Source organism: Limnobacter alexandrii, assembly GCF_005871185.1.
GTDB classification, from domain to species: Bacteria; Pseudomonadota; Gammaproteobacteria; order Burkholderiales; family Burkholderiaceae_B; genus Limnobacter; species Limnobacter alexandrii.
The window spans coordinates 48,140-61,474 of the sequence record NZ_SWKN01000008.1 but is presented as its reverse complement, the minus strand read 5'-3'; the positions used below and the strand labels follow the sequence as shown (position 1 = coordinate 61,474).

Sequence of the window (13,335 nt, the reverse complement as noted above, 5' to 3'; positions counted from 1 at the left end):
CATCAGGGCGCACACTGGGGCGCCGAGAATGGCGGGGCAGACAGCGTAATGTCTTGAACAATCACATCGGGCGGAGCTGTCAACAATTGCGGCGGCAAATTGCTTTGAGTTTGAACAAATGCACCTTCACCCCGGTTCACCTCGAGCGGCGCCTGATTGGAGTTACTGATCACAATGGTGCCGTCGTTCACAGCGACAAACAACTGGGAACCTTCATCGGAAGAACCGCTGCCCTGAGTCAGTGACTGAACCGGTGTAGACGACAGCGTTTCGAAATTCGCTGGTGTTGTTTCAGGTAAAGGCCCTGCATTGGGTACATTGCCCAATACGTTTGTCAGAGAATTAATCACCTGAATGTTCACGCCACCTGCTGGAATGACCGCAGATTGCCCGGCATCGATGATTGAGTTCACGCCTGCGGAGGTCACCACGATTTGTCCGTTTCGCAGCTCAACCGTCAGGTTCGCACCGCCGGAGCAGACCACCAAACCACCGGAAACCGAGGTACACGCGATATCCACCGCTGTACCCCGAATACCCACTGTGGCGGTTTCAGTGAAAAACTTCACGTTGTTGGGTTCGGCTTTGGCAATTGCCCCAGTTACTGCACGCACAGCCCCTTTCAGTAACTTGAACGAAGCCACTGAGGTTTGTGGTGATGCAGGCGCGTAACGATAGGCAGCCACTTGCATGGAGCTTCCGCCCGGCAAAGTGAGGCGAGTGGAGTCAGCCATGCTGAGCACCGCATAACCCCCTTCAGACACATCGACGGTTTCCCCGGCAAACACAGCCGAGCCCTTTTGCAAAGCACGGCGTTTGCCTTCCGCAGACACAGCAAACGATTCACCAGTCAATTGAGAGACTCGCCCTGCAACATCTGCTGTGGAGGTATTTGTTGCTGTGGCTTTTTCAGCCTCGCCTTTGGCCAAACGATTACACTCATTGCCTTTGCAAATTCGAGCGGAGAAATCGGTGCCACGGATACCAATGGTGGCTGTTTCACTTTTCAGCGCAAATGCATCGGCACTGCCACGTTTGCCAATTAAACCGGTCAGGGTACGCAAGCCACCTTTGACCAGTTTGAATTCAGCTTTGTCGGCAATCGGTTGCTCGGGTTGGTACTCATAATTTTCAACCACAAAGCGCGTGTTTGGGCGCAGTGCCACCTGCGTGGTGTCTATAAACTCCAGCACCGTGGTGCTTTTTGCCTGGGTGTTGATGACATCGCCCACGTTCAACTTGGTACCCGCACTGGCAAATTTGTTTTTGCCCTCGGCAGTTTGCAAATTGACCAGGCCAGTGACTACTTTGATGGTACCAACAACCGCCTTGGCTGCTTGACTTGATGACGCAGCACCCGCAGGTGCCAGGTCTTTGGATTGAATATTTTGGGCCAATGCGGTGTGGCTGCCTGTTATTGCAAAGGCGAAAAGTCCAAGGGCCAATAATTGATGCATGTTGTGGGTCCTCATTTGCACACCGCCGAAGCACGCTGTGGATTACTTTGCGTGGTTTTCAACTCAATGTCATTGGACTGCTGGGAGAATGTTGTTCCGCCCGTGCTTTGATTCGCTGTTGTCACAGCCTGCTTTTCCTGTTGAGTGGTCGTGGTGGTGGCGCCACTGGACCTGGTCGAAGTTGTGGACGTAGACGTCGAAGTGGGCGTGAAAGCCTGGTTCAAGTTCTGCCCGACAGTTGAGCCCGAAGTACCTGTGGTTTGAGTCAGGGTAGTCGGGCTGGTGGGTGAGGTTGGTTCTGGCATGACAGGTGGCGGTGAGCTTAAAGCAACCGTGGATGTGCTCATTTGCTGAATCGGCGCTTGCTGCGCATTCAGGGCGTTGGCCACCGCTGGGGAAGAAAATGTGTAGGCCGAGCTGGCTGGTGAACTTGCTACACCGGCGAAAGCACCGTTGATGGTGTTGGCTTCGAGGAAGGCGTACTGTCCTCCAACGGTCAAAGTGCCCTCGGAAATATCGATCAAATTCAGCTGCCCCGCCAGGTTGGCATTGCCTTGCACAATGATGCAGTCGAAATCAGTGCCCTGCACGCCTCCGTTACCGGCAATTTCAATGTCGATAATGCTGTTCGCATCCAGATTCAAATCACCGCTCACCGTCATCAAACCTGGAGACGCGCCAGGAACAATTCGACCGCCTTGTGCATTCAAGTTGCCGTTGATGCTGGCAAACCCGCGCAAGGCACCGCCGTTGATATTCACATTGCCGTTCAGGACTGCGCCGGGTTGCACATTAAGATTGCCTGCGGTCTGAACATAGCCTCCGCTACCGAAGGAGAACTGGCCCACATTGAAAGTCAAGCTGCCGCTGTTGAAAAAGCCTGCTGTGCCAGATGAGGCCAGGCCGTTGAGAACATACGCACCAGTGTTGCTGATGGAGCCACTGTTCATGATGTTGTTCTGGATCAGGCTACCCGTGTTGTTGGTGAGTACCAAGTTACCGCTGTTGCTCAGCGTACCCGTGCCAGTGAGCAAACCACTGAAGGTGTAGTTGCCTTGCAGTTCAACCAAACCATTGTTTTCAATGTTGTTGGCGATTGTCTCGTTGGCCTGATTGGGCCCCAAGCGCACAGTAGAAGAAGCACCGTTGACAATGCGGCGACCACTTTGAAGATCAGCAATGTTCACGATGTTCAAACCCATCATGAACCGGATCTCGTCAATGCTTTGGAATGCGTAGCGCAAACCACTGAGATCGGCACCGGGGGCAAAGGCAACTCCGCTGTTGGCCAGGGTTGGCGCTGGTTCTCCCAGTGAGGTCATTACCAGCCCTGAATAGTTCACAGCCTGACTTACATCAAACTTCACGCAGAAATCAGACACTGAACAGGTCAGCCCACTGGTCTGCGAATCGGCTGTACCGTCGATCACAAAAGACGGATTGGCAAAGCCAGAAAGCACTGTGGTGACAGGTGTTGAGAATCCGTCGAAATCCTCATACTCTGCAATCGCCACTACCTCTGGCGTTAATTGACCCACCAGAAAAACTGGTCTGCTGGCTGGCTGAACTGCGCCCGGTTGAGCATAGTAAAACTGGAGTGCCTCGGGCAAGCTGGCTGCGTCACCCGTCACATTGAGCGTGATTCCACTGCCGACATTCAGGGTCATGGAATCAGGAATTGAGTCCACCGCCATGGGGTCGTAAGCCCGGCGACCGGCAAGAATCAGATTGCCCTGTGTGCCCGAGCTGATTGTGGCTGTGCCATTCAAGTTGGCCACACCTGCTGCATCTGTTTCTACAATAAGGAAGGAATCGCCACCCATGTTGATGTTGGCACCATTCAGTACTGCCGGCGTTACTGGTGCACCATTTTCGTCTTGAGTTGCCAGTAAAACGCCAGCGGTGGGCGATACATTGATGGTTGAGCTTACTTCAGTGTTGCGAAGTTCAAGGAAGCCATCTGGCGCAATATTGATTGAATTGGCAGTGCCTGCACTGGTGAGCAAGCCACCCGTAACCGCCAGGTCGTCACCGACCAGAATATCGCCTTTGCTCAATGGTGCAGACGTTGCCGCATTGGCGGCGTTAACCGCACTGTTGTCCCACAAACCTTCCGCAGCCAATAGACCACCGTTTGTGCGGTTCACATTGAACAAATCAGCCGAGGTGAAGTCACCAGACAATTCAATCAAGGCGCTGGGGCCATTTACGGTCAGATTACCGTCCGTGGTTGAGACATTCTTGCCCTCAAGGCGAACACTGCCTGAGTTCACAGTTAACGACCCATTGAAATCAAGATCCACCACTGCCTCAAAATCAGAGTTCAGCGTCTCGGAAAACTGAACTTCACCAATTCTCAGTGAACTTCCTTCACCACCTGCATTCACCTGAATGTTGGCTGATTCAATCACCAGGGTGTTGATGGGTGTTTCCAGACCACTTTCAGAATTGAAGTCAAAATTCTCGGTACCGGTTTGAATGGAATTCAGGAAACCATTGACTTCAATTGTGACCGGCGCGTCCAGGCGACCATCCAGACCCGTGATGTCTACAATTGCACCACCCGATGGGAAACCTGGAAAACTTGCAGTTTGGAGGGGAGGCTCTGAGAAGAAAAAGTCATCCGAGGCAGCCCCGTTCATGACGATGCGTGCACCCTGTTGGGCAACAAATTGGCCTTGTGTGCTGGAAATGTAAGCGCCTTGCTGCTTGGGTGGAACGGTTGGTGTTACACCCGATGAGGACGATGCGAATGCCCTTCCCAACTCAAGATAGGAACCCGCCGACAGATTGATTCGTGAATTGGCGCCCATACCGAGCGCCTGAAAACTTGCATTAGCAAAACCCGGGGCAAAATTGATACTTCCATTCAGATCAGTGTCAATCGCATTCAATGAGGCAGAAGAACCAAATTCGCCAGGCATCACATTGAAGGTTCCATTCAGCACCGCCTTTTGGTAGGACAGGCTGGATCCCACCAAATTAATGGTAGTTCCCGTGCCAGCATCAATATCGCCAATTTGATAGAAACCGAAAGGTGAACTGCTGCTGCCCTCGCTGCTCAGGAAATTCAGGGTACCTGAATTGGTATCAATTTCAGCAATTTGGTTAAAGCCACCGTTGAAGTTCACATTGCCGCTAGAGGTCAATTGATTCAAGTTGGTGCTTGGATTCAAATCAAATGACACTTCGGGATCAAATAGGGTGAATGTAGACACCGTGCTGCCAGCATCCACGGTCAGGTTGTTGGCATCTAACTGGTTGTACTGAAGATTGCCTTGAATTGGAGACGGCAGATCGAAATTGTCGACCCCAACCCGAATGTCGGTGAGAGGCGTGGTCTCGATGCCGAACAAACTCAGTTGATTGACCTGAAGATTTGCGCCCAGAACATTCAGTTTGATTGTTTTTCCAGGCCCGACATTCAAATTTTGTTCGGTCATGGGATCGGTGGCGATGGCACTTGTTGTCGTAATTTGATTCAGTAACAAGGGGCCGCTTGAACCGGTGTTGTTCATGCCGGAAAGCAAGTTCACCCCATCAAGTGGCAACTGTCCCGGTGTGTTGGTGGGCATGGCAGTACCCACATCATAGGGCGACAAAATCAAACTGCCGGAATTTCCCAAAAAAAGCGGGGCATCGATGTAAACCGGTTTGGCAATGTCGTAGCTTAAGTTCAAATCAAAGCCATCAAACGCCAGCTGACCGGGATTCAAACCCACCGCTGCATCGATATTGATCTCGCCTTTGGCCTCAAGAAACAGCAAAGGGTTGATTCCCGAACTCTGCGTAAAATTCTCATCGATCAGAATCGGGGCTGAGATGGTCAGATTACCGTCTCCGGGTTGTGTACCGGATGTGTAAATTTGCACAAAACCATTGTTCTCCAAACCCGCCACCACCGTGCTGTTGAGCAAAAATGATTCAGTGGGAGAGAAGGTTGAGTTGATGTCGTCTGTGGAGAAAAATGGACTTTGCTGGCTTTGTTCAAGGTCGAATCCACCCTGCGGAATTTGATCCACAATTGTCAGGTTAGCTGGGTCGATCAACCACTGCCCTGCCTCACCATTGGCTGCCGATGTATTCGCAGCCACACTGACTGCCAGGCTTTGCTTGCCTGAGGTTTCTACACGACCACCATTGCCACCCAAAGCACCGCCCTTGGCCTGCACTTCAGAATCTACAGCTGTGTGCCCATCAGCCCACACCACCACTTCACCGCCATTGCCATTGGCTGTGGCGTTGGCAGAAATTTGGGCATTGGCCTGCACCACGGTTTGTTGCGCATTGGCCAGGCTGGCGTCTTGCCCTTTCCAGCCACCACCCACATGCACGGTACCGCCACCTGTGGCGCCATCCGCAGAAATTCGGGCACCGCTCAGCACCGCCACGCGTTCGCCAGTAATGTCAATTTCACCACCTTTACCCTGCGCGCTTTCAGCGAGAACCTGCCCGCCTATCAATGCATCGCCCTGAGCGATGAAACGAACAACACCACCCTCGCCCACCTGTGCACCCGTGGCTTCAACCACACCACTGTTTTTCACCAAATGCGAAAACAGGGATGCATTTTTGCTGATGATTTGACCAAGGTTCACAGCTTTGTCGCCGTCTTTGGCAGCAACAGTCAGGCCGATAGTGGGGTGCCGCATGTCCACAATCGTGACGCTGTGGCCTGCAGCCAAAAGCACCTCGCCCTCGGCATGAATAATGCCGCTGTTTTCAATGCTGGGGGCCAACAAAACAATAGAGCCGCCCGAGTGTGTCGTCAAACTACCTTGGTTCACAATGCCACCCGCTGTGCCAGTGGAATCGCTGAATTTCAAATGCCCATTCAACAAATCGGTGTTGGACGCGGCCAAGGTACTGGCCAAAAAGCCTGCTGTGTCGACCACGGCACCCTGGCCAAAAAACACGCCGGCCGGGTTGATCAAAAACACTTGCCCGTTGCTTTGAAGGGTGCCAAGAATTTGTGACACATCGCCGCCCGTAACGCGGTTGAATACCTGGCTGGCTGCATTTTGCTGAATAAATTGCGTGGTTTGCCCCACATCAATGTTGAACTGCTGCCAATTCAGAATGGCACCTGGCGTATTGGTAATCTGCATCAGGTTGCCAATGGTTTGCGCGGTGGCCTGCCCTGCAACCACCGACATGCCGGTGGGGTTGGCATACGCTGAACTGGCAATGGCCATGGCCACGCCCAAAGCCACGGCCTTGCGACGAAACTGGGTATTCAAACGGGGGCTTGAAAGACGATTGGATTTCATGGTGTCTTTCCTTACAGGGAAGTGGCAAAAGTGACGTGCAACATCACATCACCATGCGGTTGAATAGGCACGCCTGACACAACCTTGGCTATGTCAACTCGAAACTGGTGTTTGGGGGAGAAAGCGAAACGCGCGCCCACACCGTAGGACATCAAATGTGGTTCAACAGGCGAACCAAAAACCGGGTTGTTGAATTTCAACTGCGCCGCATCCACAAAGCCCACAAACTGTAAACGTTCGAACAATGTGCCGAAAGTTTTGCTGACATTCGGACCCATCAACTCGAGCGACTGCCGTGTACCCCGGTCTGCAGAAATGACACGCTCCTCGAAACCACGTACGGAATAAACGCCACCCGCGCCAAACTGCTCACCGGGAATCAATGAGTAATCGGTGTGCTGCGCATCCAGCTGTGCAGTCAAGCGCCAGCCGGGCATGACCTGTTCAGACCAACTGGCGTTGGCCCGAATCACATCGAAATTGGCCTCTGCGGCCGGGTTGGTCATTTGGTACTGCGCGGTGGAATTGTTACCACCAGTTACATAATTTTTGAAGTAGCCAATTTGAAATGCCCGCTGGCGGGAGTCCAGCGCCTCGGTCATGGAATAAGACACGCCCACCGGCCTGCTTTCCAGTTCCGGCACCAAACTGGGGCCAAAACCGTTGAGTTGTACCTGACTTACAAATTCCTTGATTTCATGGGAAAACGTGAGCCTTGCGTCAAAACCGGCCAAGCGGTCCAACAGCTTCACCCAACGAATAGCCGCCGTGGTACCGGCACCTGCCACCGACACAGAACTGGACCCCACACTCAAGTTTCCTGCATCGACGTTGGAATCGCTATAAGCCATTTCCAGCAATGAGTTCAAACCATAAAAGGGTACTTTGTAATTCAAGCCGAACACTTCAACATCGGACCAACGGCCCGGAGAAGTGACATATTGAAACGAGGCCATGTGGCCTTTGTTGAATGCATTGTTGTGTTGCAGGGCAAGGCCCATGCGGAAGTCACCCGTCGCATTGGTGCCTGAGTTGTCGAGAGTCAAATAGGCTGCCAAGGGATTTTGATCGGACACCTGTACCTTTGCATCCACCAAGCCGGGTTTGTCGCTGGGCTCCAGGCGTACGCGAACAATTTTTGCCGGGTTGTCGTTGATCAATCGCAGGTTTTTGTCCATGTCCACGGTGTTGATCAAGGCACCAGGCTGCAACACCACCAAACTTTCTTGAATGGATTCTGAGGTGAAGTAGTCGTTACCCGCCACAGTGACCACATCAAGCCGGGCGTCCACAATTTGCAGCTTGAGTTTCTCGCCAGGATTGATTTCCTGTTCCGGAATCAACACGCGTACAACTTCGTAACCTGCCTCGGCATGCAACTGCTCTACCGCAACGGTTGCGGCCCGCAAATCGGAAAAAGTTATTTCCCGTCCCGAGAAGCCGCTGAGCACAGCCATTACCTGCTCGCGCGGAACCAGTTCTGGCCCCACTACTTCAAACCCGGACACGGCAAAGCTGGGTTCTTGATATGGGTCGCTGTTGGACTGGGAACCGGGCGCACTGTCAGGCGAAGTTTGCGCATGCGCAAATTGCAAATGCGAATTGACCAACAGCACCACTGCACAGGCGACTGCGGAAAGTTTGAATGTCATAGAAATGTTGTGTAACCGTTAAATGTTAAAAATCATTCCGGCCGATAGAATGCGCAGCGGCTGGGTTCCCGGATACTGCTGTAACTCTTTTTGAATCTGGTCGTGCTCTCTGGGTTTCAGGTGACTGATCCAGATTTCACATGCTGCGTTTAATTTTTGAAGCTCACCAAACAACAAACTTGGGCACAAATGCTTGGCCAAATCTGCAAGCCATTTCTCCTTGTCAGGAAAAGCAGCCTCAATAAAGAAATAATCCACCTTTTTTGTCTGGTTGATAAGGGTGAATAACCGGTCTGTTTGGTGCGTATCTCCAGAGAAGCACCACCCACCAGTGGGAGTTGTCAGGAAAACGCCCACGGCAGGTACCGTATGATCCACCTCAACAGTGGTAATTCTGCGCTCACCGAACACCAGTTCTTCTTCCGGCTGTATTTCAACATACTCCAGTACCGGGTTTTCTGCATTCGGAATTTTTGTAAAGTCAGGCCATATTTCCTCATTGAAAATATGTTGCCGCAAGGCCTTGATTGTGGGGGGGGTGGCGTACACCTTCAAAGGGCGTTCACGGCCAACACCCACCGTATCTATCAGGAAAGGCAGGCCACAGATGTGATCAAGATGGGAATGTGTGATGAAGACATGCTCAATTCGCTCAAGACGGGCAAAATCAAGCTCGCACAGGCCAGTGCCCGCGTCGATCAAAATGTCGCTGTCGATCAGGAAGCTTGTTGTTCCTTGTCCGGGAATACCGATACTGCCGCTGCAACCCAACACCTCTACGGTAGAGTGTTTTTGCATCAAAGCCTCGTAAAAATGACGACTGCGTTGTTATGTAGTTTTGTGAAGCAAACCCAGTATATCCGGAATTGCCTTACGCCCAGCCTCGTAACCCAAGGCAACGATCTCTTCTCTGCGCTCAAACTCCATCAAGCCGATCTGTTCAATGGGGGGTTGAACATACAGATCACTGATGACTTTGGCTTGTCTTGATTTCTCGATACCCCCCAATTCGATCACACGCATCAGCGATTTCATCATGGTGGGCATTTGCGCATTGCCTTCGGCAGCCATGTGGGCGGTGATGTCTTCCTCAAGCCCCACATCCACGGTCAAAATTCGTCGCGCACCCCGGGCCCGCATGCAGTCGACCGGCACATTGTTGACCAGTGCGCCATCTACCATCACATGCCTGCCGGCCATGAAAGGCTCAAAGAACACAGGAATGGAGGTGCTGGCGCGCACAGCCTTCCACAAAGGGCCTTGCTCAAACAAAAACTGGTTGCCCGTGGTCAAATTGCAGCTGATGGCGAAAAATGGAATGGGCTGATCTTCAATCAACAGGTCTCCAAACGCATTGCGGTATACCTCGTCAACTGCTTTGCTTTTGACAAAACCATGTTTGGGAATCCAGTAATCCGTCAGTTTGAATGGCAAACCTTTCTTGAAACTGATGGCCAGCGCCTTGCTGACCTCTGCGGCCGAGCGCCCCGAGGAAATCAGCGCACCGACCAGCGCACCCATGGAGGTTCCGCCCACAGAATCAACAATCACCCCCGCCTCTTCAAGCGCCTGAAAAAAACCGGCATGCGCGAATCCACGGGCACCACCACCGCCCAGCACCAAACCCAAGGTAAGACCCAGAATATGCCGTGCAACGCGTGCGTTGTCTGAATGGTAACCACGCCGCACATGCAACAGCTTGAATCCACTGCCAAAATTGCTGCGTATGCGCTCAACCACCGACTGCTCAACCCAGGCAGCTTCGTGAACCAGCACAAACCACACAGGCAAATCGTCGTCGGCACACTTCAACTGGGCTTTCAACAATTCGCAACTGCGTGAATCATTCAGAGTGCTTGCACACAGCATTACCACCATGCAATCGAGTTCTTCGATCAAACGGTCGTCCAATGCCTCCATGGGTTCCGTCTCGATCATTTCAACCACCCAGTCTTTGGCACTGACCGAAGCAGACGGTGTTACGTCACTGAGCTGCTTCCAGCGACGCAACTCGCAATGCCGGGCCATGGCCGACTGAAAACCTTCAATGGCTTGGGTGTTGAACCCATCAGGGCGAACAAAAGACTGAAACAAAATGAATTGGTGTTGCTTCAAGGGGCCGCTGTAGCCCAATTCACGCTTGAACCGGGAAACGAGCATTCGGATCAGGTGGTGATACACCGAGCGACTGAACTCACCAAACTGCTCCAGGGCAGCTTGGTCAATTTCAAGCAAAACACTGTCTCGACGGGCAGAAATGGTAAGCGTGCGTGGCGCCTGGTCAAAAAAACCCAGCTCACCAATCATTTCACCGGGGAAAAAAGAAAGGGTCAGGTCTTGAAAACCGTCGGGACGAAAACGCTGCCCTTTCAGCTGGCCTTGTAACAAAAGGTAAAAATGCAGACTGGCGTCGCCTTGTTCGAACAGGGTGTCACCACGGGGCAATCGAACCAGTCTTGCAAGTCGAATTAATTGTTCAGCTTCAGTGGGCTGAATTTCGAGCTTTTTCGACAAAAGCTCGATGGCATAACTTAGCTCAATGACTGGCAAGTCAGCAGGTTCGGACAAGGGGCACCGTGGTAAGAATAATTTGCCTTGATGGTAACAAACTATTGACCTGCAAAGCACCTACCCCCATGGGGCCCCTTTTAGCGATTCAGAAAGCCTTTCAAAGCGTCTTTAACTTTTTCCTCGGCTTTGCCCTTCAACTCTTCTTTTTTCTCATCTATTTTGGGTTGCAATTTGGCCTTGGCGGCTTCCTTGGCAAGTTCCTTGAATTGCAACTCCCATTGCACGCCTGTGAACGGGCCATACAAACGAACTGGCACAGTCACACCATTCAAACCAGAATCAAGCGTTTTGCCGTCCTGGCCTGTGCTGGTTGCGACCACCGAGGCTTTGGCCAGGTAATCAAGACTGTTTTTGACCAGGTTCACTTGCCCGGCACCTCCAATTCGGAACAAAGGCGCCATGACATTCAAATCGTTGGATGTGGCTACACCATTGGCAATGTCGAAACTCACTGCCAGTGAACTGAAATCGGTTTTTTTGGTGGTGTCTGTTTTCTCGGTGGCGTTGGACCCCGAAGTCAACAACGATTTGGCATTTCTGAATTTCTCGGCAAGGTTAATGCCTTTGATCGCACCGTCTTGCAAACTGACAGACACCTTGCCATCCAGCGCGGCTTTCATCTGGTTCACGGTATTGCCGGTGGTGCGAATATTGATGCCCACATTGCCCTTGCCTTCAACCATGTCTTTGTCCAGCAACGCCTTGATCACAGGCTGAACCTGAACACCGGTCATGTTCTGGTTCACGGTCACGGTTTGGGTGTTTGCATCGGCAGTGATCACACCCTTGGTTGAGCCGCCATAAAGCTGTGCATCCAGCGGCGAAATGGTCAGCTTGCCGCCGCGCGCAACTGCTTTGGTTTTCACTTGCTGAGCCTGAAGATTGGACACCTTCAATTCACCAATATTGGCGGTCACATCCAAATTCAGGCTACGCAGCGGGCTGAGGTCAACTGGCGTGTCCTTGGCGGTTTCCGCAGGCTTGCCCGCACTGTTGGCATCCGCCGCTTTTTTGGGTGGCAGCAATGCATCAATGTCGAGCTTGTCCGCATTCAGCACTGCAGTAATTGCGGGCTTGGCGAAATCTTTTACCGCTGCCTTCAAATCGAAACTGGTGGCTTCAAATTTCGAATTCAAATCCAGCTCGGCGGTTTTCTCGGTGTTGTTGACTGACAGTCTTCCTGCCAAGGGCATGCTGGCCTCTTTTTTAGGCAAGGCAGGGTCTTTCACATTCAGTTGCCCGCTCAATGCAGCCAACTCGATCAACTGGCTTTTCATGTTCAGGCTCATGGGGCTGGCCAGCTTCAAGTTCACGGTACGCTCGCCCTCCACCAAATTCACCGTGGTGTTCAAGGCGGCCGATACAGCTTGTTTTAAATTTCCCTGCAGCCCGGTTAAATCGAGCGTGGCATTGATGCTGCGTGTGGCTTGCTTTAAATCTGCCTTGAAATTGAATGCTTCACCTCGAGCGACTGTTTCGCTCAGTTCAAGCGAGGGCGAATTCAAACTGACATCGAAAGCACCCACACCGGGCAATTGCCCTTTGGCCTTGGCATCCAAAGCCTGGGCCTTCACTTCCAAGGTATTCGGGTTCACATTCAGCGTGCTCGCCTGCACATTCACATCGGCTTGCTGTTGATCCAGTTGCCCCAACACAGCAAATTTAAGGTTTTCAAAATTGGCATACAGGTTTTCACCCAAGCCAAACTCCAGGCGGGTGTTCAAATCAATATTCAAATCGGCTTGTGGCTTGTTGGCTTTCACATTGCCTTTCAGTGCGATGTCAGTGGGCACGCCCGGTTCAATCCGGCCGCTTTGCACCGCAAAATTGTTCAGCGAAGCTTCCAACCCGCCCTGCTTGTCCTGGTAGCTCACATTCAGGTTTTCAAGCGCGATCGAATCCACCGAGAAATTCAGTGCCTGCTCACCGGCTTGCTGAGTTGGTTCAGGCTCGGCTTGGGGTTCGTCTTTTTTCTCGGGATTGCTCAAATCATCGAAGTTGAACTTGCCATCCGCATTTTTCACCACGTTCACGGTCACACCGCTGGCTTGAACCGCATCGACCACCACTTCAGAACTGAGCAAGGGCAGCAAAGCCAGTGAAATACTGACTTTGTCAGCTTTCAGGAATTGATCTGTGCTTTGAAATTCAGAGAGCGTGACACCGTTGAGGTCGGCACCAATGGAAGGAAACCACTTGAGCTGCACAGGACCAGTGAAGGCGAGGTCGCGTTGCTGCTTTTCCTTGACCACCGCACTGGCCTTGTTCAGCAAGGCTTGCTGGTCAATGGTATTCACCAAGATTGCTGCAGTGGCTGCCAACACAATAGGCACCCCCACCACAATGCCTACGCCCCATGCAATCGCCTTTTTCATGGCGTACCTC

6 protein-coding genes are annotated in these 13,335 nt (G+C 52.2%); all 6 read right to left on the bottom strand.

All coding sequences use genetic code 11. The annotated features are described in order from the left end of the window. Positions 1 to 2: 2 nt before the first annotated feature. Positions 3 to 1,457 (bottom strand): FecR family protein, encoded by a 1,455-nt coding sequence (locus tag FCS97_RS09905; RefSeq protein WP_171035259.1) that lies wholly within the window; start codon positions 1,455 to 1,457, stop codon positions 3 to 5. An 11-nt stretch (positions 1,458 to 1,468) separates the two neighbouring features. Then, positions 1,469 to 6,727 (bottom strand): two-partner secretion domain-containing protein, encoded by a 5,259-nt coding sequence (locus tag FCS97_RS09900; RefSeq protein WP_138518284.1) that lies wholly within the window; start codon positions 6,725 to 6,727, stop codon positions 1,469 to 1,471. Between the two features lie 11 nt (positions 6,728 to 6,738). Next, on the bottom strand, positions 6,739 to 8,379 hold the full coding sequence (locus FCS97_RS09895) for a ShlB/FhaC/HecB family hemolysin secretion/activation protein (RefSeq protein WP_138518283.1): 1,641 nt from the start codon (positions 8,377 to 8,379) through the stop codon (positions 6,739 to 6,741). Between the two features lie 18 nt (positions 8,380 to 8,397). Beyond that, positions 8,398 to 9,177: a 3',5'-cyclic-nucleotide phosphodiesterase gene (locus FCS97_RS09890; protein WP_138518282.1), complete on the bottom strand. Its 780-nt coding sequence runs from the start codon at positions 9,175 to 9,177 to the stop codon at positions 8,398 to 8,400. A 30-nt stretch (positions 9,178 to 9,207) separates the two neighbouring features. Further along, positions 9,208 to 10,947, bottom strand: coding sequence for a patatin-like phospholipase family protein (locus FCS97_RS09885; protein WP_171035258.1), 1,740 nt, complete (start codon positions 10,945 to 10,947; stop codon positions 9,208 to 9,210). Between the two features lie 80 nt (positions 10,948 to 11,027). Beyond that, on the bottom strand, positions 11,028 to 13,325 hold the full coding sequence (locus FCS97_RS09880) for an AsmA family protein (RefSeq protein WP_138518280.1): 2,298 nt from the start codon (positions 13,323 to 13,325) through the stop codon (positions 11,028 to 11,030). Positions 13,326 to 13,335: the final 10 nt, after the last annotated feature.

What these genes read in the sequence shown, in the direction of transcription:
- FCS97_RS09905 (WP_171035259.1), bottom strand. Translation starts at nt 1,457, where the DNA reads ATGCATCAATTATTGGCCCTTGGACTTTTCGCCTTTGCAATAACAGGC.
- FCS97_RS09895 (WP_138518283.1), bottom strand. Translation starts at nt 8,379, where the DNA reads ATGACATTCAAACTTTCCGCAGTCGCCTGTGCAGTGGTGCTGTTGGTC.
- FCS97_RS09880 (WP_138518280.1), bottom strand. Translation starts at nt 13,325, where the DNA reads ATGAAAAAGGCGATTGCATGGGGCGTAGGCATTGTGGTGGGGGTGCCT.
- FCS97_RS09900 (WP_138518284.1), bottom strand. Translation starts at nt 6,727, where the DNA reads ATGAAATCCAATCGTCTTTCAAGCCCCCGTTTGAATACCCAGTTTCGT.
- FCS97_RS09890 (WP_138518282.1), bottom strand. Translation starts at nt 9,177, where the DNA reads ATGCAAAAACACTCTACCGTAGAGGTGTTGGGTTGCAGCGGCAGTATC.